The organism is Psychrobacter sp. G (genome assembly GCF_000418305.1).
Taxonomy (GTDB): domain Bacteria; phylum Pseudomonadota; class Gammaproteobacteria; order Pseudomonadales; family Moraxellaceae; genus Psychrobacter; species Psychrobacter cryohalolentis.
Genome location: NC_021661.1, coordinates 1,502,526 through 1,524,693 on the forward strand (window position 1 = coordinate 1,502,526; position 22,168 = coordinate 1,524,693).

The following is a 22,168-nucleotide window of genomic DNA, read 5'->3' on the forward strand; positions in this document are numbered from 1 at the left end:
AAACCATTTCAACTTGTAATAATAAAAATTCAAATACTTATGCCAAGAGATGCTATGCAAACAGACACGCTTATTATTATCTTCGCTAAGTTCCCCGCTCGTGGTATGGCAAAGACACGTTTGCAGCCTGCGCTTGGTCTTGAGGGTGCATCACTTATAGCAAAACAGCTGTTATTGCATAGCGTTGAGCAGGCACTAGCAACCGGATTGAGCGTCGAGCTGTGCGTGAGTCCAGCGCCAACTGATTTATGTTGGCAGACGCTTGGTTTACCTGAGTCATTGCAGTGGTCAGCGCAAGCAAATGATGACTTAGGCTTACGCATGTTAGCTGCTAGCCAGCAAGGTTTATACAAATTTAAACAGGTGGTATTGATTGGTACGGATTGTCCAAGTTTAACGCCATTACGTATTCAAGATGCAGTGCATCAATTAGAGCAGTCTGATACGGTCATGATTCCTGCCTCAGATGGTGGTTACGTGCTCCTAGGATTTAAGCAAGCTGATGCCAGTTTATTTTCGGATATCGAGTGGAGTACTGCCAGCGTAGCGGCGGTGACTCGACAACGTATTGCAGCATTGGGTTGGACATTGGCGTTATTAGACCCACTGCATGACATTGATGAGCCTACAGATTTAAAACATTTGCCCGTAGGTTGGCTTGAAAAAATAGGCTCTTGATTAGCTGGTTCTTTAAATATGATTCATATTTCTTATCTTTAGGATGACTCTGATATAGGGTGCTGAATAAGGTTGATTAAGCCGTTTTATTATTAACAAGGAAGTTATTATGCATGAGGTCGTTCAAGATTATTATGGCAAGCAGCTACAAAGTACTGAGGATTTAAAAACGTCAGCATGCTGTGATATTAGCAATATGCCAAGTTGGTTAAAGCCTTTGTTAGCGAATATTCATGATGAGGTTCTAAGTCGATATTATGGTTGTGGCTTGGTCTGCCCAGCGCTACTTGAAGGCTGCCGTATCCTAGATTTGGGCTGCGGTTCGGGCCGTGATGTCTATGCATTAGCACAATTGGTTGGACGTACAGGTCATGTGGTCGGTGTCGACATGACAGATGAACAACTAGCCATTGCAAAGCAGCATCAAAATTATCATGTGGATAAATTTGGCTACGACAATGTGACTTTTCTCAAGGGCTACATCGAAAAGCTAGATGAGCTCAATTTAGACCCTGATAGCTTCGATATCATTGTCTCAAATTGTGTTATTAACCTTTCACCTGATAAAGCAGCGGTGATGGCCAGTGTGCAGCGTTTGCTCAAGCCTGGCGGTGAGTTTTATTTCTCTGATGTCTATGCAGACCGCCGTATCCCGCAGCATTTAGTCAATGATCCTGTCCTTTATGGAGAGTGTTTAAGTGGTGCCTTATACTGGAAGGATTTTGAGCGCTTAGCGCGACATGCTGATTTTTTAGACCCGCGTTTGGTTGAAGATCGTCCGCTTGAAATCACCGATCCGCTACTTGCTGCTAAGATTGGCGATATTCAGTTTTTTTCCGCTACTTATCGATTATTCAAGATTGCCACGCTGGAAGATGCTTGTGAAGACCACGGTCAAGCAGTCATTTATCACGGAACCATTGACCAGCTACCGCATCATTTTAATTTAGATAAACATCATACGATTGAGACAGGCCGCGTTTTCCCTGTCTGTGGTAATACTTTTCGTATGCTAAAAGAGTCACGCTTTGCTAAGCATTTTGATTTTATTGGCGATGATAGTCGCCACTATGGTATTTTTGCAGGTTGTGGTGATATCCTACCGTTTGGTCATCAAGCGGACATAGTGTCTGGGCCGTTTGTTAATTCAGGAAGCTGTTGCTAACAGTAAGACCTGTATGATGTTGAAAAAGCTATCTCTCCAAAAAGCTGGCTGCCAAAAATAAAAGTGGTCCTCAAACTATTTGAGGGCCTCTTTTATATGAAAAAACATTATAAATGTCTAAGGTTTTAACCTCTACGGAAGTAATGCTGCAAGTCTTGTCTTAGTCTCTGCGCTCATCGCTTCAACAGGCGTGACTAATGCTTGGGTCAAAGCAGTATGAGCGATTGATTTCGGCTGTTCGGATGCAATTAATGCCACAGCTTGCTTAATGACTTGCTGCGCGTTGTCTGCATTTTTCATTAGATTTTGTATGGCATAATCTGCACTGACGGCTTGCTCATTTGGATGCCAACAATCAAAATCTGTCACTAGCGCTAACGTTGCATAGGCGATACTGGCTTCGCGAGCGAGTTTAGCTTCTGGCATATTGGTCATGCCGATAATATCCGCTTGCATCTGCCGATACCAGTGTGATTCTGCGCGAGTTGAAAACTGAGGTCCTTCGATACAGACATAGGTGGCTTTTGCGTGGCACTGCCCATCGGCAATATCCGCGTTGTCATAAGCTCGAATCAAGATGTCTGCTACTTCAGGGCATAAAGGGTCAGCCATTGACACATGGGCGACCGCACCATCTCCAAAGAACGTGCTTACTCTCTGCTTGGTCATATCAATCATTTGATCGGGGATGACCATATCTAGTGGTTTCAGCGTTTCTTGCAATGAGCCAACCGCTGATACTGAGACGATATAGCGTACGCCTAAAGTCTTTAAGGCATAGATGTTGGCACGATAAGGCACCTCAGAGGGGGTTAACCTGTGTCCTTGACCATGTCGCGTTAAGAATGCAACTGTGACGCCATTAAGTTCACCGAGCACGATGTCATCAGATGGCTCACCATAGGGTGTCTCAATTTTAACGCTGCGCTTATTGGTCAAAGCTTGCATTTGATACAGACCGCTACCGCCGATAATAGCGATATCGGCAGCGTTATTTACCGTAATTTCTACTGCGGTTGAAGTCATATTGGGCTCCAAATGATCATTGGTAGAGTGTATCAAAGTTAATACTACTAGCGTTTACTGACTCTCTTATACATACCTTGAGCAAGCGCCTTCAAGATCATCGCCTGACTTTGCACAAAGCCGTTGTACTTGGGCAAATCATCCTCTATATCGCTGGTGCGGCGATTATAAAATAGATGCATAGTTGGCTTGGGTAGTGCCGCCACATCAGGATAATTTGTTGTGGGTATTAATATTAGATTGCCGCCCAACGCCATTTCTATACTGGGTTTATTGCATCGGGTACAAAGTCCGCGGCTAATATTTGGTGGGAGTTTCCAACGGCGAAATTTGGTTCTGATAAGGTTTAATGAACTCACATCGGGTTTAAGTAAAATCGTCACATCATTATAAGCTTGGCCAGTGAATTCTTGGCAAATAGTGCAGTGGCAGATAAAGCGTCCAATGGGCTGATTGTTGATCGTATAAGTATTGCTATGACAGGAGCAAGAGCCTTCTTGTGGGATAAATTCTCTGCTCATTGGTCAGTCCTTAATAGTAGGGGCGTGGATATTTAGTATTTTGAAATATAGCACTATCCTAGCGTATTAGTGTAGTCGCTTTCAGTATCATGATCGAATAGGATCTATGCTAAAGAAGATGCAGAGATAAACTAGTGGTTTAATGAAGTATTTACCATGACTCACAAAAAGCAAAAGCTGTCAAAAAATTATAGAAAATAGCGCAAAGTTCTTTATATTTTTTACTTCAAGTAACTTAGGGTGATGATGAATTATCTCGGGTTATCATAAATAAATTGGACCAAAAGCTTAGCCACTTTTTCACCTTGGTCTTCTTGAAGAAAATGTCCGCCGTTGGCAATAATCGTATGTGCTTGACCTTTGGTGCCGGGAATGAGTTTTTGCATAATGCGATCGCCACCAGCAGTCACTGGGTCAGAATCGCTGAACAGCGTGATAAAGGGCTTTGTCCATTTACTCAGCTCAATCCATGCAGCGCGGTTATTTTCTGAAGCAGGATCATCCGGCGTCGAGGGTACAAGCAGTGGAAACTGTCTAGCGCCCTCCTTATAGGATTCATCAGGAAATGGCGCATTGTAGGCGTCAATCACCGCCTGTGATAGCTTGGTAACGGTACCGCTCTTGATGGTCCCTCCGACATGAAATTGAGGTATTTCCTGCGAGAATTGTTGCCATTTACGAAAACCTTCACCTAGATCGTGGTCGCCGGTGGGGAGCATGGTGTTGCCAGCTGCTACCCGAGCAAATCGGTCTGGATTTTCTGCAACCAAACGCAAACCAATCAGTCCACCCCAATCTTGACAAAACAGAGTGATGTTATTCAGATCTAATTGGTCGAGTACGGATTGCATCCAGTTGACATGACGTTGGTAAGTATAGTCAGTACGAGACGCGGGTTTGTCTGAGCGCCCAAAACCGGGGAGGTCTGGCGCAATAACGCGGTGTCCCGCTGCAGTCAGTATCGGAATCATTTTACGATATAGATAACACCATGAAGGCTCCCCATGCAGCAGTAACACTGGATCAGCGTCTCTTGGTCCTTCGTCTAAATAATGCACGCGCAGCTCACTGTCTTCGCTGTCGTCGACCATTAGATAGTGCGGGTCAAAGTTGTAATCTGGTAGGTTTGCAAAACGCGAATCGGGAGTTCTGAGTATTTTCATGTCTCGTCCTTGAGTTGGGTAAATGAGCGCGTATTCTTACACAGCTGATGGAATCTTAGAGTTAGGGTGGATCGCCACAAAACCCGATGAGAATTGATCGCCGTTACCAATCTTAATCATGTGAGTATCATATTCCGTACTCTTACCCTATGCCAATTATTACTCTAACTTGATAGCTGTTCTTTGGCTGTTAGGTATTCTTATCGGGTTTAGCAAAGTTTTGAGGGTATAGCGCGCGTGCTGCCACATCATCAAACTCGGTCTTAAACTCGATGCCTTTAGGAATATTTCGGGCTTTTTGGACTGCAGGACGAGCACTTATATTTGCAAACCAGCGCTTTAGATTAGGATAGTTGTCTAAACCTTCTTCGCCTAATACCACGATTGCTTTATCAATCCACCCCCAAGCTGAAATATCAGCAATCGAATACTCATCGCCAACCAGATACTCGCGACCTTCCATGTGGGTCTCTAACACTTCGTAATGACGTTCGGCTTCACGAAGATAACGATTGATAGCATAAGGCGTTTTCTCTGGTGCCTTATGTCTAAAATGCACAGATTGACCAGAAAACGGCCCTAAACCTGTCGCTATAAACATCAACCATGACAGCATCTCGCTACGATCTTCTGACTTGCCGGCTAATTTCCCTGTTTTTTCGGAGAGATACATCAAGATAGCAGTAGAATCAAACACGCGTTTGCCATCATCTTCGATTGCCGGGGTTTTACCATTGGGGTTAATAGCGCGATACTCAGAGGTATGTTGTTCGCCTTTTAAGGTATCTATAGCGATCAACTCATATGGCAAGCCAGTCTCTTCGAGATAGACAGCTACTTTCATCGGGTTTGGGGTTTGATGAAAATAAAATTTGAGCATAACCTGATCCTATCGTGTTGAGGTCTTAGTTTGACAATCATAAAAGCAATGAAAAATACAAATAATCCTTAAAGACTCATGCAGTTATTAAGGATTATTTTTTACAGTGAGCCTAACGATGCGTACCGCGAATAGGGTAGTCATTCTTTCGAATAAAGGCTAAACCATTCGCAAGGGCTTCAAGTTCAGGTCTAGCAAAAGGTGCGTTGGAGATATCAACGATTTGAATTTCTCCATCAGCATTAACCACAAATACACCAGGCTCTGCAAAGGAATGATCAGTCTCTTTCTCTGAACGTGGCTCTGAGATATAAAGTCTTAGCGTATTCATCTGCTCAACAGTCAGACCATAGGCAATAGGGAAGTCGATATCTAATTTTTCTAAATGACCCTCTAATTGCTCTTTACTATCACCTGATACTGCAATGATATCGACACCCGCATCAGCAAATGACGATTTTACGGTTTCTAACTGATTGAGGTATTTAGTACATATCGGACAATGTTGACCTCGATACACCACGACCAATTTCCAGTCATGACCATTATCAGGTTTACCTAGTGACTTTATATCACCATTTAGCATTTGTACGTTTATATCGGGGAATTTGACACCGGCTTGAATTTTTTGTGCGTAATTTGATGGCATGATTTATCCTTTAGAGGTGTTTATAAGTAGACGTAATTTATATAGCAATGATCATCTTAACTGGACTAAAATAAATGTTCAAGATATATTTGAGCAGTCACTCAAGTTAATTAATCATTCCAATCTACAGATGCCAATATCCAGTTTACTAAGCGTGTAGTAAAAGAGTATGGGCGCATAAGACAGGCATTATTTAAAATAGAAGGTAATGTGGTAGATTCACCATCACAACGAATATGAATGGATGCCTGTTTAGTTATACTCATTGGTGTTCAGCTCCTTTGAATAAAATCCCTTTGAATAGAATTAAAATTTCTATCCTAAAAATTACCTTAAAGCTATTGCCTACACCTCTTTACTGTACCACTTGCAGCCCAGTTTACAACACATAGTCAGAATGATGGCTACTATTGAATATAAAGCTAATAACAGCATAAAAGTGTTTTGTTATTGTCTTAGGGTATGTCATCAATTAATATCATTGCTTTAAAAAATATATTTAACCTATATTTGGGCAGCTGAATGAAAATAGCGCAAAACTATATAGCCTAAGCGAAGAAATATAAAAAGTAATAAATAGGAGTAAGTATGAAAAGCGTGATGTTCGTAGGCTATGGATCTATGGCAAGAAAAGTACATGAGATGTTGCCTAAAAACATTGTCCTCTCAACAGTATTGGTCAGCACCAGAAGCGCAGAGATTATAAAAACTGAACTAGGCGAGTCTGTAGATGTGATTACTTCGGTAGACGATTTGATAGAAATTCCTGATTTAGCAGTTGAGATGTCGGGTCAGAATGGGCTCAAAGAACATGCTATTAAAATATTGGAAAAGAGCATCCCACTTGGGATTGTATCTGTCGGCGCTTTTACTGATGAGAAGTTTGCTATATCGCTTGCTGATACTGCAGAAGCGAATGGTGTGAAAATTCATATCTTAGCGGGTGCAGTGGCTGGAATTGATGGCATACACGCTGCAAGTTTCGCAGGACTCAGTGATGTGGTTTATCAAGGTAAGAAGCACCCATCGAGCTGGAAAGGAAGCCATGCAGATCGGCTTGTTGACTACGATAATTTAGTGGAACCTACTGTGTTTTTTACGGGTACCGCTAGAGAAGCGGCTGCTTTATTCCCCGATAATTCAAACGTTGCCGCTACGATTGCGATTGCAGGCGTTGGCCTTGATGATACAACCGTAGAGTTAATCGCTGATCCAACACTTGAGTACAATATTCATCATATAATGGCGAAAGGGGTATTCGGTAAGCTTGAGATTAGCATGGCTGGACTGCCATTGGTCGAAAACCCTAAAACCTCAAGTCTAGCAGCATTTAGTGCCTTGCGTTTATGCTGCCAGATCGATCAGGTTATACAAATATAAAGTATAATTAAAATAGAGTCGAAATCAAATTTAGGTCGCTATAGGTGTGTCTAAAGTGACTGGTTTTTCTTGAATTTTTTTACTATCTACGGCTGCATTAAGGTTTACGAAGAAAATAGCAACGGCTGCAATTATTCCTGGTATGGCGATAAATAAGAAGTTCGTTTGGTGGCTAAGCTCGAGCGTGAGTAGCGCCCCAGTCAAGATAGGACCTACGATAGCACCAATGCGACCGATACCCGATGCCCAGCCCATAGCTGTCGTACGTACAGCAGTCGGATAATACTGAGCAACAAAGGTATAGAGCAGAATCTGTGAGCCGATAGTAGTAGCACCTGCAATCGCGATTAGGGTATATAGCACCACTTGAGGGCTATTGTAGCCAAGTAATATCAACGCGGCTGCACCAGCGACAAACATAACGGTTAAGACAGGCTTTAGATGGAATCTATCGGCTAGCACACCGCCACCAATAGCACCGACCATACCGCCAATATTGAGCGCAAATAAGAACAGCATACTAGCGCCTAGAGAGTAACCTGCTTGAATCATAAGCTTTGGTAACCAGCTGGCGAGAGCATATACCATCAACAAGCACATAAAGAAAGCTACCCAAAACATGATGGTGGTAAAACCTCTATTTTTTAGGAATAACGCTTTGATAGGAGCGTCATCGCCTTTGGTTGGCTCATCTAAGATTAAGTCAGTAGAGGCTGTGATAGTCTCTTGTGGTGCAAGTTTGCGGACGATTTTTTTGGCTTCATCATGTCTTTTTTCTTTGACCAAATACATCAAAGATTCAGGCAGCATTTTCCAAATGATTGGTAAGAGTAAGGTAGGGATGCCTGCAATATAAAACATAATCTCCCAACCGTAATCTACCACCAAAAACGATCCCAATAATGCTGATGCCATACCGCCGATCGCGTAACCACTAAACATAATAGCGACTAGAGTACTACGAATACGCTTTGGGGCGTATTCAGAGGTCAGCGCCACACAAATCGGCATCACGCCGCCGATACCAAGACCAGCAATGAATCGTAAAGCTGCAAACTGCATCGGACCATTAGCAAAAGCACCGAAAAAGGTAAAGCTACTGAATAGACCGACGCAGATCATGATGGTCTTTTTTCGACCGATTTTATCAGACAAAGTACCAAAAATCATGGCACCAAACATCATGCCAAAGAGTGCTGCGCTAGCAAGAAAACCTGCTTGTACCGCGGTCAATGACCATTCTTCCATAAGTAACGGTAGGGCCACTCCATAAATGATGAGATCATAACCATCAAAGATAATGATCAATAGACACCAAAATAGCACCTTCCAATGAAAGGGAGCAAATTTGGCTTCATCAATAACTTTATTGATGTTTAAGGTTGGTGATTCCATTCGTATTTCTCCATGGGTAATATCCTTATAATTATCTAACAAGTTATTGTTTTCTGTTGGGCAAGTCAAAAACCATCTAAGTATAAATATATACCTATAAGGTATGGTTTTTGATCTTATGGCAGATTAGAAAATACAAGTACGAGTAGATAGCTTCAATAAAAAAGTGTATTTTTACTAAAATAATGTCTAAACAACTAATAAACCTTTAGATATCTGTTTTTCTGAATTTTATGCGCTTGTTGCTAAGAGAGAATACTTCTTAAGAGGTAGATGAAAAAACAGCTCATATATCTTTTAAATATATGAGCTGTTTTGATTTTTATTAAATTATATCGGTTGTAAGAGATAAAATAACGACTTTAATTATTAAGTTAAGCAAGTGCTCATACCAATAGATATCACTCTTTTAGAAAGTTATTTTTTCATAGCCAAATAATCTATTGCTAATTGGCTAAGCGCTTTAGTACCAACTTTGAATGATGATTCATCTACATAAAAGTATGGGGAATGATTATACGGCGCTTTGCTAACGTCTTGTCCTACTGGAGTGCCGCCTAAAAAGAAAAATAAACTAGGTATTTCTTGGGCATAAAATGAGAAATCTTCAGATGCCGTTAGTTTAGGCACCTCAAGTACATTGTCTTTACCTGCTACGTTTTTGAGCGTCGGTAACATTTGCGCGGTAAGGGCTGGGTCATTAATCGTAACTGGATAACCTTTATTGATTTTGACGTCAGCTTTAGCGCCTGATGCCATTGCTATATGAGTGGCCGTGGTTTTCATCTTATCAAAAATTTGGTCGCGATTATCCATATCAAAGTTACGAATAGTACCAATCATATTGACACTATCTGGAATGATATTATCGCGTACACCGCCGCCTATTTTACCGAATGAGACAATAGCGGGCTCTTTAGTAATATCAATCTGACGGCTCACTATATGATTAACACCGGTAACGATTTGCGCCGCAGTTGAAATAGGATCGACCCCATTCCAAGGCGCTGAGCCATGAGTTTGTTTACCGTTTACTGTTATATCAAAGGTATCAGCACTCGCCATAATAGGGCCGCTTCGGTAGCCAATTTGGCCACTATTTAAGCTCGACATGACATGCAATCCAAACGCAACCTCAGGCTTATACTTTTTAAAAATGCCTTGTTTCAGCATGAGCTCAGCACCGCCTTCTTCACCTTCAGGGGCACCCTCTTCGGCAGGTTGAAATACAAACATGATATTGCCGTGCAATTCATTTTTAACCGCAGCTAGTACTTCAGCTGTTCCCATTAGCATAGCAACATGAGTATCGTGTCCGCAGGCATGCATGACCCCAACGTCTTCACCCATATACTTAGTCACAATGGTTGATTTAAAAGGTACATCTGCTTTTTCGGTAACGGGTAATGCGTCCATGTCTGCACGTAGCATCACTGTAGGGCCAGGTTTAGCTCCCTTCAAAAAACCAACAACACCTGTATGCGCTATATCAGTTTCGACCTGCATACCTAGTGATTTTAAATGCTTGGCAACAAGAGCGGCAGTACGAGTTTCTCTATTGCTCAATTCGGGATGTTTGTGAATATCCCGACGCCATTCAATCACCTTTTTTTCAATACTTTTAACTTCTTTATCGATATTGATGTTGGCATGAGCACTAAATGTGCTAAAAGCAAAAATACCGATAACCAATGATAATAATGATCGTTTCATACTGTCTTCCTTGTTTGATGGTACTTCCTTGTTATTGCTTTGATATGCTCATGTGATAATTTTAGTGACCAATATAGCTATTGAACATTTAAATATTGTCGCACGAGTTTATTGAATGCTTCAGGCTGTTCAATATTCGAGATATGCGAGGCATCGATAGTAGCCAGCTTAGCGTTAGGTATATGATCGACCATATATTGACCATCGGCAACCGTCGTCACTGGGTCTTCAGAACCTACAAGCACTGTGACTGGGACACGGATAGTTTTTAACTGCTCGCTAGTATCAGCGACAGCTAATGCCTCACAGCAGCTGGCATAACCCTCGCTACTGCCAGCTGCGAGAGCGTCAGATAATGCTTTAACGACATCAGGATAATTATCGATAAAACTTGCTGTGAACCAACGCGAAGCAGCGGTAGCGGCGATAGGTTTTAGTCCTTGCTCACGTACCAATTGCGCACGATCTGCCCATGCCGCCTCATTACCAATCTTCGCGGCGGTATTGCATAGCATTAAGTGATGAAAGCGGTTGGGGTGATTAATAGCCAACCATTGACCAGTCATACCGCCCATAGAAATGCCACAAAAAAATGCTTTATCAATATTCAGATAATCAAGCAAATTAATGTCGTCTTGCCCAAGCTGATCCAAATTATAAGGACCAGTTGGTGCGGAAGACTTACCATGGCCACGGGTGTCGTAGCAGATAATAAAATAATCATTCTGCAAGGCATCGATTTGCGGCTGCCACATATGATAGCTGGTACCTAAAGAGTTAGAAAATATCAGAGCAGGATTGCTGCTATCACCAAAAGTGGCATAGTTTAAGGTAACGTCTTTATTTTCAAGTACAGGCATAACGATCATCCTTATTTAGGATTAAAATGTTGAAGGTATATGTAGGGATGAGTATTACGCTTGGTCATTAACCCGCTCAATAATCATCGCAATACCTTGTCCAACACCAATACACATCGAACATATGGCATAACGCTTATCACTTTTCTCAAGTTGATTGAGTGCTGTTAAAATCAAACGTGCTCCTGAAGCGCCAAGTGGGTGACCAAGCGCAATCGCACCGCCATTCGGATTGACGCGCGCGCTATCGTCAGCTAATCCTAAGTCACGTGTACAGGCGAGAGCTTGAGCGGCAAAGGCCTCGTTTAATTCAATGACATCCATCTCATCAAGTGACAGTCCAGTTTGCGCCAGTAGCTTTTTCATCGCCGGTGCTGGGGCAAAGCCCATAATACGTGGCTCAACGCCTACTGTGGTGGAAGCCACAATACGTGCACGTGGCTTCAGATTAAACTCTTTAACGGCTTGCTCTGACGCTATTAAAAAAGCTGCCGCGCCATCATTAATCCCAGAAGCGTTGCCAGCCGTCACCGTACCATCTGCGGTGACGATAGGGCGTAGCTTGGTCAACTTCTCAAGCGTGGTATCAGCACGAGGGTGCTCGTCGGTATCGACGCTGATAGGCTCGCCCTTACGTTGAGGAATGACGACAGAGGTAATCTCATCTTTGAAAAACCCTGCCTCTTGCGCCGCTGCGGTACGTTGTTGGCTACGTAATGCAAATGCATCTTGGTCAGCGCGATTGACATTGAACTGCTCTGCGACGTTTTCAGCAGTTTGCGGCATGGTCTCCGTGCCATATAGCTCATCAAGCTTTGGATTGATAAAACGCCAACCCATAGTGGTATCTTCGAGCTTTTGACTACGACCAAACGCTTGATCTGACTTACCCATTACCAAGGGCGCACGGCTCATACTCTCAACGCCACCTGCAATAATTAGATGCGCTTCACCCGCTTTAATCGCGCGCGCCGCTATCGCTAACGCATCCATTGACGAGCCGCATAAGCGATTCACCGTAGTGGCAGGCACTTGATAAGGCACACCTGCGAGTAGCGACGACATACGGCCGACGTTGCGGTTGTCTTCACCGCTCTGATTAGCACAGCCGTAGATGACGTCATCTACTTTTACCCAATCGACATTGGTATTACGTTCCATTAACGCCTTGATAGGGATAGCCCCTAGATCATCGGCACGGACAGGGGCTAGACCGCCGCCGTAGCGACCAAAAGGGGTGCGAATGGCATCAATAATATAAGCGTTGTTGAAACCAGTGATTGAATCAGTCATCATCCTTGTCCTTTTTATTATTTTGAATTTGTAGCGTCAATTAATGTCGCACCAGTCAATGCTTGTAAGTCCGCAAAGCTTAAGCCATCGACCATTTCAGTGACGGCTAAACCTTTATCAGTGACATCAATGACACATAAGTCAGTATAAATGCGATCAACACAGTTTTTGCCAGTCACGGGGTAGGTAAGCTTGCTAACGATTTTAGGGTCGCCAGTTTTGGTGGTGTGATTGGTCATCACAAAGACTTTTTTGGCACCGACGGCTAAGTCCATAGCGCCGCCAACCGCAGGTATTGCATCTGGCGCACCCGTGCTCCAGTTGGCTAAGTCGCCATTGGCAGCCACTTGAAACGCGCCCAATACGCAAATATCGATATGACCACCGCGCATCATCGCAAAGGAGTCGCCATGATGAAAGAAGCTACCGCCATCGAGCATGGTGACGTACTCTTTTCCGGCATTAATCAGCTCGGGATCTTCTTCACCTTTAGCAGGTGGTGGTCCAAAAGCTAGTAAACCGTTTTCTGAATGCAAAAATACATCTTTATCATCCGGTAGGTATTTTGCAATTTTGGTCGGTAGTCCAATTCCTAGATTGACATAGGCTCCATCTGGAATATCTTGTGCAGCGCGCTCGGCGATTTGATCGCGGGTCAAAACGGTGTAGGAAGTATGGCTCATGATGATGATCCTTATAATTAGCAGTATTAAGGGGTGGCTGTAGTAGCTGTGCTAGAAAGTTAAGCGCTAGCAGGCTGGATTTGCACCACATGCTGCACAAAAATACCCGGTGTAATAATGTGTTCAGGATCGAGCGTGCCAAGCTCAACCGTTTCAGAGACTTGTGCGATAGTCACATCAGCTGCCATGGCCATAATAGGACCAAAGTTACGCGCAGACTTGCGGTACACTAAATTGCCCCAACGATCGCCTCTAGAAGCTTTAATTAAAGCAAAATCAGCCTTCAATGGATATTCAAGAACGAAGTCTTTGCCATCGATATTACGAGTCTCTTTGCCTTCTGCGAGTAAGGTACCAAAGCCTGTTGGCGTATATACTGCACCGAGTCCCATACCAGCTGCTTGAATGCGGCAAGCCAAATTCCCTTGTGGTACTAGCTCAAGTTCAATCTTGCCAGCATGATAAAGCTCATCAAATACCCAAGAGTCGGACTGGCGCGGAAAAGAGCAAATTATCTTACGCACAGCACCTGTTTTTAAGAGCTTGGCAAGGCCATGATCGCCGTTACCGGCATTATTATTAATGATGACCAAATCCTTTACGCCTAAATTAATAAGTCCATCAATGAGTTCAGCTGGTTGCCCCGCTGTGCCAAAGCCACCAATCATGATGGTGGCGCCATCTTTGATTTGACTGAGTACGTCAGTGATATTTTTATCTGCTTTGTTAATCATGTTTATATCCTATAAAAAGTCATATGAGGTAGTGTCTTTAAGGTTGATAAGCGGTGCACAGGTTGAGTCATTGCTCTGACACTACTTAATTTTTTTCGTAAGAGCGCCACTCTTAATTGGCTTCATCATTAGCGCTCTTTAATGAGGTTGATAATGTGGGTAATAGGCGTTTTTTTGGTTAGAATGTGATGAGCAATCATGCCGATAAGAATGCCCCAAAATACAGAGCTTAATCCCAAAAAGCTCATACCCGATGCTGTTGCCAAAAATGTAATTAACGCTGCATCTCTTTGCTCATCATTTTTCATAGCAATGGTGATATTGGCAGAAATGGCACCGATTAATGCAAGGCCGGCCAGTGCCGCGACAAGCTCTTTTGGAAGCAAGCTAAATACCATCACGATACTGCCAGCAAATAAACCGCCAAATAAATAGAAAACGCCATTGGCGACGCCTGCAATATAGCGTTTCTCTTTTATCTCATGAGCATCTTTACCAGTACAAAGCGCAGCAGTGATGGCAGCAAGTACGATAGTGATACCACCAATACATGCAACTGCTAACGAGGCGAGGCTTGTAACACTCACAATAGGCTTGGCTGGCGTGTCGTAACCGCTAAGATTTAAAATAGCCATACCGGGTAAGAATTGACCAGTTAAGCTAACAAGGATGAGTGGTATAGCGAGGTTAAACGCGGAGTTCCACGACCATTCAGGTGCAATAAAAGCAGGTATAGTGATGGCTAAATCGAAATGGACAGGGTTCATTTTGCCAAGTAAGACGCTTAAGATAACACCGCACAGTAGTACCCAGATCATCGTATAGCGCGGCGAAAAGCGTTTAGCGAATAGGTAGCAAGCCAACATACTAAAAACAATAAATGGCATCGTGTCAGTTGCGACAAATAATTCTAAGCCGAACTGAAATAGGATGCCTGCCATCATGCCAGCGGCGATACCGTTAGGAATCCATCTTAGAATTTTGTCAAAGTAACCGGTCACCCCAACAATAAATATCACAATGGCTGAGATGATATAACCAGCAACAGCTTCATTAATACTCATCTGTGGAAATAGGGTAACCAGTAAAGCGGTACCAGGGGCGGACCATGCTGTAATAACCGGTGTTTTATATTTAATAGATAAATAAATACCAGGAATGGCAGCACCGATGGAGACACCCCAAATCCAAGACGCCATCATGGCATCTGATACTTGTGCGGCTTGTGCGGCCTGAAAAAAAATAATCAAAGGACCCGCATAAGAAATAAGAACCGCTAAGAACCCTGCAACCGATGCGGAGAGCGACCAGTCGTTTTTTAAGGTTTGGATTACAGAGGCCATATTGCTTCCTTGCAAATTAGCATTCGTTACGGGGTTGCAAATTAAGATGCATGCTACTAATTGGCAGATTTATTATTAGCCTTCGTCGCCACCGCCCACAGGAATGGTACTACCAGTAATATAAGAAGACTCATCGGATGCTAAAAACAAGATGGCATTGACTTGCTCATCAATCGTGCCGTAGCGTTTCATAAAGGTGCGATCAATGGTCTGATCAACCACCGCATTCATCCATGATTTTTCATCATCAGTTAATGGTTTGGCGTTACGTGGAATCTTTCTGGGCGGCGCTTCAGTACCGCCAGTTGCCACTGCATTCACACGGATACCATCGTTTGCATACTCAAAAGCGAGCGATGCGGTCATGGCGTTCACGCCGCCTTTCGCTGTCGAATAGGGTATGCGGTTGATACCGCGAGTAGCGATAGAGGACACATTAACAATAGTGCCTGACTGCTGTTTGACCATGGTTGGTAATACCGCATGACAACACCATAATGTTGGAAATAATGAGCGGCTGATTTCCTTTTGGATTTCTGCTTCAGAGAAGCTGGTAAAAGGTTTCATCCATATTGCGCCGCCGACATTGTTGACTAATATATCGATACGCCCATAGCTATCAAGTGCCTTATCAATAGCCTCTTTGGCACCTTGATGGGTTTCAAGGTCAGCTTGAATGGTAACGGCTTCTCCACCATTAGCGATGATTTCAGCCAGCACCTCTTCTACTAATGGAGAAAAGTCTGCCATGACGATTTTTCCGCCCTCACTTGCTAAGCGTAATGCGACTCCGCGTCCGATGCCTTGGGCGGCACCAGTAACGATACATACTTTATTATCAAATCTTTTACTCATGACAGTCTCCTAAAAATCTTGCTCATGCTTTGCTAGTAGAGTAATACGGCTAGGCTACGTTATTGTTCACTGGGCGTGAATTTTTCATAGTAAAAATTACTCGGTTTTAGATTGCTGCTGTCTAACCAGTTACTCACCGCATCCACCATCCCTAACGGACCACACAAGTAGACATCGACGTCACCATCGTTCAGCCACTCATTATCAACATGACCGGTAACATAGCCTTTACGCTCATGCTGGCTGTCTTCAGTGGCGACACAGGTGCGGTAGTCAAACCAAGGGTGGTTTTGTTTGACTTCTTCTAGTTTCTCAACTTCTATAAGATCAAAGTCGTTGGTGACGCCGTAGACCATCCTGACAGGATGATGAGCACCAGACACTTCTAAACTTTTTAGCATCGATAAAAAAGGCGCGATACCAGTACCACCTGCTAGAAATAGGGTCGGGCGGATTAGAGGGCGCAGGTAAAAGCTACCAAATGGACCCTCAAAATTAATCTCTTGACCTATAGTCGCAGTATCAGATAAAAAGGTGCTCATTTTGCCGTTAGGAATATTGCGGACGACAAATTCGGCCTGATTGGCACTAGGTATAGAGCTAAATGAATAGGAGCGTGTCTCGTTAGAATCAGGAATACTGACATTGACATACTGGCCTGGCAAAAATACTAGTGCATCTGGATTGTCGACTTCGACGCCAAAGTGAATGGTAGATTCTGACAGTGCATTCAGCTGTTGTAGTTTGCCTTTGAATACAGACTTGCCGACTTTGCAGGCTTCAGAGGAGGTTGGTACTTTGATCACGCAGTCGCTTTCTGGAATCATCTGACAGGTGAGTACATACCCTTCAGCAGCTTCAGCTTCTGTCAGTGCATCTTCGATATACATATCAGGGTGCATGTCGTAGCTGCCAGATTCACAATGGCAACGGCAAGTACCGCAAGCACCATCAAGGCAATCCACAGGGATATTAAATTTTTGACGATAAGCGGCTTCGGCGACGGTTTCGTCGGCTTCACATTTGATGAAGCCTGTGACGCCGTCTTCGAACTGTAGAGCAATATTATATTCCATGAGAAATATCCCTTTTCAACACGTATTAATTAAAAGCTAGTGGCTAAATAATGAGTGAATAATGATTAGACGTGATAGACGTCCATGATTTGATGCACATAGTCGTCTTTTAAGACCACATACTTATCCAAGATTTTTGGTTGGTCTTGAGTCATGTCTATTTTGTACTGAGAGTAACCCCAATAGGTATTGGTCTCGTGATAGCGAAAGGACTTGTTGATCCAGTTGAAACGCACCGTCACAATACCGTCATTGTCTTCGAGTAGTTCAATATTTGATAAATTGTGCGTGGTACGCGTATCAGGAATGGTCGCTGATGAGCGCTCAGTCTCGATGCGGAAGATGCGATCTTCAAGACCACGGCGATCCGGATAATAAATCAGCGAGATTTCTCGTTGTGGGTCGCTGATGAGCTGACCATCATCATCCCAACTTGGCATCCAGAAAGGGCAGTCTTCATCATAATAAGTGAGCCATTCTTCCCATTTTTTCTCATCCAATAAACGCGCTTCACGGTATAGAAACTGTCTAATGTCTTCAATGTTAACAGTTGCATTTTTCATGATTGATATCCTTATTTTTTTGTCAGTTCTACAATAAATAGCAGAGTAATAATAAAAATGTATTAGTCGCTATTAGCACCGTGTAGCTGCTGCTCTTGCTCTAGAGCTTTTTTCATCTCTTCATGCCAGTAGCGATGTTGGACGGTATATAGTCCTTCATCTTCAGTCTTAACACCACTCATTAAAGGTTTGAGGTCAATAGCGGCAGCGCCTTCATCTGCACCTTGAATCCAATGCTCAGAGCCTCGGCACATATCATTCCATTCAAGCTTGATACCGTTATAACCTTCTTGACACGAGCGGAACTCTTCTAAGTCATCAGGTGTTGCCATACCAGTAACGTTAAAGAAATCTTCATACTGACGAATACGGCGTGCACGTGCCTCATCGCTTTCGCCTTTTGGTGCGATACACCAGATACTGACTTCAGTTTTGTCAACCGCGATAGGGCGGAGCATGCGAATTTGTGAGCTGAACTGATCCATGATGTAGACGTTTGGATATAGGCATAAATTACGTGAGCGCCCAATCATCCAGTCCGCCATGGCTTCACCGTAGCTGGCGACATAGTCATCGCGATAAGCATAGTTTGGACGGTCTTGTGGGTTTTCCCATTGTGTCCATAACAGCATGTGACCGTTTTCAAAAGAATAAAACCCACCGCCTTGTCGACCCCATTTGCCAGCGTTCATGGCTTTGATATTGTCTTCTTTGACAGCTTCAGCTTCTTTGCGGCGCGCAGTTGTCGCAGCGTAGTTCCAATGCACGGCTGATACGTGATAGCCGTCGGCACCGTTTTCAGCTTGCAGTTTCCAGTTACCATCAAAGGTATAGGTTGAGGTGCCGCGTAACACTTCTAGACCTTCTGGCGACTGATTGACAATCATGTCAAGAATTTTGGTAGAGCCGCCAAGCCAGTCTTCGATTGACTGAACATCATCATTTAAGCTGGCAAAGATAAAGCCTTTATAATTGGCCATCTTCACTTGTTTTAGGTCGTGTGAGCCTTCTTTATTGAAGCATTCTGGATAGCCTGCATGTCTTGGGTCTTTAACTTTAAGCAGCTTACCTGAGTTGTTAAAGGTCCAACCGTGGAATGGGCAGGTGTAAGTGGCTTTATTGCCTTTTTTATGTCGGCAGAGCTGTGCACCACGATGTGAGCATGAGTTAATCATGCAATGCAGATCGCCTTCTTTATTGCGGGCAAGAATAACAGGCTGACGACCAATGTATGAGGTGTAGTAGTCGTTGTTATCAGGAACTTGAGACTCATGAGCCAAATACACCCAATTGTTTTCAAAGATGTACTTCATCTCAAGCTCGAACAACTCTTCGTTAGTGAAGGCGCTACGATGCAGGCGATAAATCCCTTTTTCACTGTTCTCTTCTAAAAAATCATCAATAGTGATGTCTGATCCTTCAGGTACTAGATTGATACGCTCGCTCATGGCTGCCTTCCTTGTATAATGACGGTATAAAATGAGATTAGAAGCTAACGTTTGATACGACAACTGAGGACATATCAAACGTAAGTCGCTAATAGTTATTAATTAATGCTATTTAATATGAGTGCTCATTAACCTTGAGCACGGCGGCGTTCTACTTCGCTGCCTTGTATAGCTTGGTCAATGTCTTTTACTAAATGAAAGTCAAAGTCGATACTTGCGTAAGGCTTATCAAGCGCTTTTTCTTTTAGCTTGTCCGCATCTTCGACCATCGTTACCTCTGGTACCAAACCTTCGCGGCTTGCAAAAGCAAAGTCATCCCATAGGTACTCATCGCCATCGATGTTAATCTGCGTGGTCAGTTTGCGATGACCATCAGCACTGGCAAAGAAATGAATGTGAGCTGGGCGATGACCGTGACGTCCTAGCGCGCCCAATACTTTTTGCGTCATTCCTTCTGGTGGTACCGAGTAACCTAGCGGCACGATGCTGCGAAACGCATAATTTCCGTTTTCATCGGTAATGATGCTACGACGTAAGTTGAAATGAGACTGTGATGCATCAAAGAAAGAGTAGTTACCTAAGCTATTGGCATGCCATACTTCAACCTTTGCATTTTGAAGAGGCTTTCCATCTTCATCATAAACAGTGCCTTGCATAAATAGCACGGTGCCATTGTCAAGGTCAGTGCCATCATCTAGACGCGCAAAGCCCTTTTCTTCTGGCGCACCAGCGACATAGAGTGGACCTTCGATGGTACGTGGTGTGCCACCTTCCAATCCTGCTTCTTTCAAATCTTCTTCAATCATTAAATCCATGAAGTGATCGAAACCCAAGCCTGGTGATAATAAACCAGCTTCTTTGCCCAAATCACCGATAAACTCAACGCCAGACCAATATTCATCTGCAGTGATTTTTAAGTCGTTAATGGTTTGCATAAGGTCGGTCACGATACGCAAGACAATCTCTTGTACGCGTGGATTGACTTGCTCAGGGAAGTCGATTTTGCCTTTGATAAACTGAGTGGCTAATGCTTCAATTTGGCTGCGTTCCATGTCTCTCTCCTTGTTGAGGACTGTTTTATTAAGGGGTAATTACAGTGAGTATTCTTACTCAGTTTTTATAGATTCTGATATCAGCTGTACTGGCTTGCTTTAGCTGTCATCACTACGGACAGATGATGGATGACGTAACAATGGTGTCACTTCAACCTTCATGTACGGATAGAGCGGTAATGACATCATAATGTCGTGTAGCTCTTTATTACTCTCAACATCAAAGATACTGAAGTTAGAGTACTGACCTGCTATGCGCCAAATATGACGCCATTTACCTTGCTCTTGGAGCTTTTGTGATAATGCTTTTTCGGTGGCTTTAAGCTCGTTGACCTTGTCGGCGTCCATATCTGTTGGGATTAAGACATCCATTCTGACGTGGTATAACATAATTATTTCCTTATATTTGATGACGGGTAATTTTTTTAGCTGTTACAGCGTTTCAGTTTGAGCATTAGTGGCAAATTGCGGCTTCGATGATTTAAGTGAATTAGTGATTGCTTGTTTGGCGTAGTGATAGACTTTATCGCTATCTACTTCGATACCAAGACCTGCGCCCGTAGGTACATTTAAACCAAAATCTTGATAATCAAGAGGCTGTACTAAAACGTCTTCGGTTAATAGTAAAGGACCAAAAAGTTCTGTATCAAAATTTAAACTGGGATAGGTTGAGAATACATGGGCGGATGCGGCCGTACCGATAGGACCTTCAAGCATCGTGCCACCATAGAGCTCGATACCTACTAGATATGCCATTTGCCCAATAAGACAAGCAGCTTTTAATCCGCCTGCTTGATTGATTTTCACGGCAAAGACGTCAGCACAATGATCTGCTGCTAAGGTAAAAGCATTCTGAGGATCTTGGACAATTTCATCCGCCATAATGGCCACATCAAAATGTTCGGTTAAGCGTTTTAGTGCGGCTTTATTGCGCATTGAGACAGGTTGTTCTATTAAATCAACGCCGCCAGCTTGCAATAGGCTAATACCTTGCATTGCCTCAAGCTCTGTCCATGCTTGGTTAACATCAACTGTAATGCGGCAATCAGGCAGTGCTTTTTTGATAGCCAATACGTGGGCAACATCATCAATAATCGGATTGCTACCGATTTTTAATTTAAAAATGCGATGGCGCTTTTGCTCAATCATGCGCTTCGCTTCGGCGATATCGGTCGCTGTGTTGCCGCTGGCAAGCGTCCATGCCACTTCGATGCGATCGCGGACACGGCCACCTATGAGCTCACTAACAGGTAGGTTTAAGCGTTTGCCTTCAATATCGAGTAGGGCAGTTTCGATCGCGCACTTTGCAAAACGGTTGCCATTGATATGAAGATTTAGCAGCTGCATGGCTTTCGCTGTGCTCGATGGCTGTTCTTTTAATAAAAGAGGGGTGAAGTAAGTATCGATATTGGTTTTGATGCTATGAGGGCTTTCTTCTGCGTAGCTTAGACCGCCAATGGTGGTCGCTTCGCCCCAACCTTCATAGCCATCTTCTGTTTGAATGTGCACCAACACCAAAACTTGTTCGTTCATAACGGTACAAGCGAGCTTATGAGCTCTTATAGTAGGTATCGGTACCAATAAAGTATTAATCGAACGAATCATAACAGTCCCTATTAAGTTAATGCTGCTTCCTTATGCTTAATAAGAACTATAGTTGCTGTATAACGACATGTCTAAGACCCATTTAG

The 22,168-nt window shown here is 43.4% G+C and carries 23 protein-coding genes; 3 read left to right on the plus strand and 20 right to left on the minus strand.

Translation table 11 applies throughout. The annotated features are described in order from the left end of the window. Positions 1-54 precede the first annotated feature (54 nt). The gene (locus tag PSYCG_RS06300) at positions 55-678 is read left to right on the plus strand and encodes a TIGR04282 family arsenosugar biosynthesis glycosyltransferase (protein WP_020443455.1); all 624 of its coding nucleotides are present in this window, start codon (positions 55-57) and stop codon (positions 676-678) included. A gap of 109 nt (positions 679-787) precedes the next feature. After that, the gene (locus tag PSYCG_RS06305; RefSeq protein ID WP_020443456.1) at positions 788-1,843 is read left to right on the plus strand and encodes a methyltransferase domain-containing protein; all 1,056 of its coding nucleotides are present in this window, start codon (positions 788-790) and stop codon (positions 1,841-1,843) included. 132 nt (positions 1,844-1,975) lie between these two features. Here the strand turns inward: PSYCG_RS06305 and mtnP are convergent, their stop codons facing one another. The 6 genes from mtnP to PSYCG_RS13410 form a co-directional block, all read right to left on the minus strand. Then, a complete protein-coding gene (gene mtnP / locus PSYCG_RS06310) occupies positions 1,976-2,869 on the minus strand; it encodes an S-methyl-5'-thioadenosine phosphorylase (RefSeq protein WP_020443457.1) in 894 nt (297 codons plus the stop codon). Positions 2,870-2,916: 47 nt separating this feature from the next. Beyond that, positions 2,917-3,390 carry a GFA family protein gene (locus PSYCG_RS06315; protein ID WP_020443458.1) on the minus strand — a complete coding sequence of 158 codons (474 nt, stop codon included), beginning with the start codon at positions 3,388-3,390 and terminating at the stop codon, positions 2,917-2,919. A 251-nt stretch (positions 3,391-3,641) separates the two neighbouring features. After that, positions 3,642-4,553, minus strand: coding sequence for a haloalkane dehalogenase (locus tag PSYCG_RS06320; RefSeq protein ID WP_020443459.1), 912 nt, complete (start codon positions 4,551-4,553; stop codon positions 3,642-3,644). A gap of 190 nt (positions 4,554-4,743) precedes the next feature. Further along, positions 4,744-5,433, minus strand: coding sequence for a glutathione S-transferase family protein (locus PSYCG_RS06325; protein ID WP_020443460.1), 690 nt, complete (start codon positions 5,431-5,433; stop codon positions 4,744-4,746). Positions 5,434-5,545: 112 nt separating this feature from the next. Further along, the gene (locus tag PSYCG_RS06330) at positions 5,546-6,082 is read right to left on the minus strand and encodes a peroxiredoxin-like family protein (RefSeq protein WP_020443461.1); all 537 of its coding nucleotides are present in this window, start codon (positions 6,080-6,082) and stop codon (positions 5,546-5,548) included. A 110-nt stretch (positions 6,083-6,192) separates the two neighbouring features. Next, positions 6,193-6,348: a hypothetical protein gene (locus tag PSYCG_RS13410; RefSeq protein ID WP_187289123.1), complete on the minus strand. Its 156-nt coding sequence runs from the start codon at positions 6,346-6,348 to the stop codon at positions 6,193-6,195. A 322-nt stretch (positions 6,349-6,670) separates the two neighbouring features. Here PSYCG_RS13410 and PSYCG_RS06335 point away from each other — a divergent pair, with 322 nt between their 5' ends. Beyond that, complete coding sequence (locus PSYCG_RS06335) at positions 6,671-7,462, plus strand: aspartate dehydrogenase (RefSeq protein WP_020443462.1); 792 nt, start codon at positions 6,671-6,673, stop codon at positions 7,460-7,462. 30 nt (positions 7,463-7,492) lie between these two features. Here PSYCG_RS06335 and PSYCG_RS06340 read toward each other — a convergent pair whose 3' ends face one another. The 14 genes from PSYCG_RS06340 to PSYCG_RS06405 all read right to left on the minus strand — a co-directional run bounded on the left by PSYCG_RS06340 (position 7,493) and on the right by PSYCG_RS06405 (position 22,082). Further along, entirely contained in the window at positions 7,493-8,857 is a 1,365-nt protein-coding gene (locus PSYCG_RS06340) for an aromatic acid/H+ symport family MFS transporter (protein ID WP_020443463.1), read from the minus strand. A 417-nt stretch (positions 8,858-9,274) separates the two neighbouring features. Next, positions 9,275-10,570, minus strand: a complete 1,296-nt coding sequence (locus tag PSYCG_RS06345) for a M20 family metallopeptidase (protein ID WP_020443464.1) — start codon at positions 10,568-10,570, stop codon at positions 9,275-9,277. A gap of 77 nt (positions 10,571-10,647) precedes the next feature. Further along, entirely contained in the window at positions 10,648-11,430 is a 783-nt protein-coding gene (gene pcaD, locus PSYCG_RS06350; RefSeq protein WP_020443465.1) for a 3-oxoadipate enol-lactonase, read from the minus strand. A 54-nt stretch (positions 11,431-11,484) separates the two neighbouring features. Further along, complete coding sequence (gene pcaF, locus PSYCG_RS06355) at positions 11,485-12,723, minus strand: 3-oxoadipyl-CoA thiolase (protein WP_020443466.1); 1,239 nt, start codon at positions 12,721-12,723, stop codon at positions 11,485-11,487. 17 nt (positions 12,724-12,740) lie between these two features. Continuing rightward, positions 12,741-13,406 carry a 3-oxoacid CoA-transferase subunit B gene (locus PSYCG_RS06360; protein WP_011513594.1) on the minus strand — a complete coding sequence of 222 codons (666 nt, stop codon included), beginning with the start codon at positions 13,404-13,406 and terminating at the stop codon, positions 12,741-12,743. A gap of 59 nt (positions 13,407-13,465) precedes the next feature. Continuing rightward, positions 13,466-14,140 carry a 3-oxoacid CoA-transferase subunit A gene (locus tag PSYCG_RS06365; RefSeq protein WP_020443467.1) on the minus strand — a complete coding sequence of 225 codons (675 nt, stop codon included), beginning with the start codon at positions 14,138-14,140 and terminating at the stop codon, positions 13,466-13,468. Between the two features lie 128 nt (positions 14,141-14,268). Further along, complete coding sequence (gene benE, locus PSYCG_RS06370; protein ID WP_020443468.1) at positions 14,269-15,483, minus strand: benzoate/H(+) symporter BenE; 1,215 nt, start codon at positions 15,481-15,483, stop codon at positions 14,269-14,271. Positions 15,484-15,558: 75 nt separating this feature from the next. Next, a complete protein-coding gene (locus PSYCG_RS06375) occupies positions 15,559-16,338 on the minus strand; it encodes a 1,6-dihydroxycyclohexa-2,4-diene-1-carboxylate dehydrogenase (RefSeq protein ID WP_020443469.1) in 780 nt (259 codons plus the stop codon). 59 nt (positions 16,339-16,397) lie between these two features. Continuing rightward, complete coding sequence (gene benC, locus PSYCG_RS06380) at positions 16,398-17,414, minus strand: benzoate 1,2-dioxygenase electron transfer component BenC (RefSeq protein ID WP_020443470.1); 1,017 nt, start codon at positions 17,412-17,414, stop codon at positions 16,398-16,400. 65 nt (positions 17,415-17,479) lie between these two features. Beyond that, positions 17,480-17,977, minus strand: coding sequence for a benzoate 1,2-dioxygenase small subunit (gene benB, locus PSYCG_RS06385; protein WP_020443471.1), 498 nt, complete (start codon positions 17,975-17,977; stop codon positions 17,480-17,482). A gap of 62 nt (positions 17,978-18,039) precedes the next feature. After that, entirely contained in the window at positions 18,040-19,425 is a 1,386-nt protein-coding gene (gene benA, locus PSYCG_RS06390; protein ID WP_020443472.1) for a benzoate 1,2-dioxygenase large subunit, read from the minus strand. Positions 19,426-19,553: 128 nt separating this feature from the next. Further along, entirely contained in the window at positions 19,554-20,477 is a 924-nt protein-coding gene (catA, locus tag PSYCG_RS06395; RefSeq protein ID WP_020443473.1) for a catechol 1,2-dioxygenase, read from the minus strand. A gap of 99 nt (positions 20,478-20,576) precedes the next feature. After that, complete coding sequence (gene catC / locus PSYCG_RS06400) at positions 20,577-20,867, minus strand: muconolactone Delta-isomerase (RefSeq protein ID WP_041772255.1); 291 nt, start codon at positions 20,865-20,867, stop codon at positions 20,577-20,579. A gap of 42 nt (positions 20,868-20,909) precedes the next feature. After that, complete coding sequence (locus tag PSYCG_RS06405) at positions 20,910-22,082, minus strand: muconate/chloromuconate family cycloisomerase (RefSeq protein WP_020443475.1); 1,173 nt, start codon at positions 22,080-22,082, stop codon at positions 20,910-20,912. Between the last annotated feature and the right edge of the window lie 86 nt (positions 22,083-22,168).

Excerpts from the sequence above, each read along its gene's own strand:
- catC (WP_041772255.1), bottom strand. The coding sequence starts at position 20,867 with ATGTTATACCACGTCAGAATGGATGTCTTAATCCCAACAGATATGGAC.
- PSYCG_RS06340 (WP_020443463.1), bottom strand. The coding sequence starts at position 8,857 with ATGGAATCACCAACCTTAAACATCAATAAAGTTATTGATGAAGCCAAA.
- PSYCG_RS06365 (WP_020443467.1), bottom strand. The coding sequence starts at position 14,140 with ATGATTAACAAAGCAGATAAAAATATCACTGACGTACTCAGTCAAATC.
- benC (WP_020443470.1), bottom strand. The coding sequence starts at position 17,414 with ATGGAATATAATATTGCTCTACAGTTCGAAGACGGCGTCACAGGCTTC.
- catA (WP_020443473.1), bottom strand. The coding sequence starts at position 20,477 with ATGGAACGCAGCCAAATTGAAGCATTAGCCACTCAGTTTATCAAAGGC.
- benE (WP_020443468.1), bottom strand. The coding sequence starts at position 15,483 with ATGGCCTCTGTAATCCAAACCTTAAAAAACGACTGGTCGCTCTCCGCA.
- benB (WP_020443471.1), bottom strand. The coding sequence starts at position 17,977 with ATGAAAAATGCAACTGTTAACATTGAAGACATTAGACAGTTTCTATAC.
- PSYCG_RS13410 (WP_187289123.1), bottom strand. The coding sequence starts at position 6,348 with ATGAGTATAACTAAACAGGCATCCATTCATATTCGTTGTGATGGTGAA.
- PSYCG_RS06360 (WP_011513594.1), bottom strand. The coding sequence starts at position 13,406 with ATGAGCCATACTTCCTACACCGTTTTGACCCGCGATCAAATCGCCGAG.
- pcaF (WP_020443466.1), bottom strand. The coding sequence starts at position 12,723 with ATGACTGATTCAATCACTGGTTTCAACAACGCTTATATTATTGATGCC.
- PSYCG_RS06330 (WP_020443461.1), bottom strand. The coding sequence starts at position 6,082 with ATGCCATCAAATTACGCACAAAAAATTCAAGCCGGTGTCAAATTCCCC.
- PSYCG_RS06320 (WP_020443459.1), bottom strand. The coding sequence starts at position 4,553 with ATGAAAATACTCAGAACTCCCGATTCGCGTTTTGCAAACCTACCAGAT.
- PSYCG_RS06375 (WP_020443469.1), bottom strand. The coding sequence starts at position 16,338 with ATGAGTAAAAGATTTGATAATAAAGTATGTATCGTTACTGGTGCCGCC.
- PSYCG_RS06345 (WP_020443464.1), bottom strand. The coding sequence starts at position 10,570 with ATGAAACGATCATTATTATCATTGGTTATCGGTATTTTTGCTTTTAGC.
- PSYCG_RS06325 (WP_020443460.1), bottom strand. The coding sequence starts at position 5,433 with ATGCTCAAATTTTATTTTCATCAAACCCCAAACCCGATGAAAGTAGCT.
- PSYCG_RS06300 (WP_020443455.1), top strand. The coding sequence starts at position 55 with ATGCAAACAGACACGCTTATTATTATCTTCGCTAAGTTCCCCGCTCGT.
- mtnP (WP_020443457.1), bottom strand. The coding sequence starts at position 2,869 with ATGACTTCAACCGCAGTAGAAATTACGGTAAATAACGCTGCCGATATC.
- PSYCG_RS06405 (WP_020443475.1), bottom strand. The coding sequence starts at position 22,082 with ATGATTCGTTCGATTAATACTTTATTGGTACCGATACCTACTATAAGA.
- PSYCG_RS06315 (WP_020443458.1), bottom strand. The coding sequence starts at position 3,390 with ATGAGCAGAGAATTTATCCCACAAGAAGGCTCTTGCTCCTGTCATAGC.
- pcaD (WP_020443465.1), bottom strand. The coding sequence starts at position 11,430 with ATGCCTGTACTTGAAAATAAAGACGTTACCTTAAACTATGCCACTTTT.
- PSYCG_RS06305 (WP_020443456.1), top strand. The coding sequence starts at position 788 with ATGCATGAGGTCGTTCAAGATTATTATGGCAAGCAGCTACAAAGTACT.
- benA (WP_020443472.1), bottom strand. The coding sequence starts at position 19,425 with ATGAGCGAGCGTATCAATCTAGTACCTGAAGGATCAGACATCACTATT.
- PSYCG_RS06335 (WP_020443462.1), top strand. The coding sequence starts at position 6,671 with ATGAAAAGCGTGATGTTCGTAGGCTATGGATCTATGGCAAGAAAAGTA.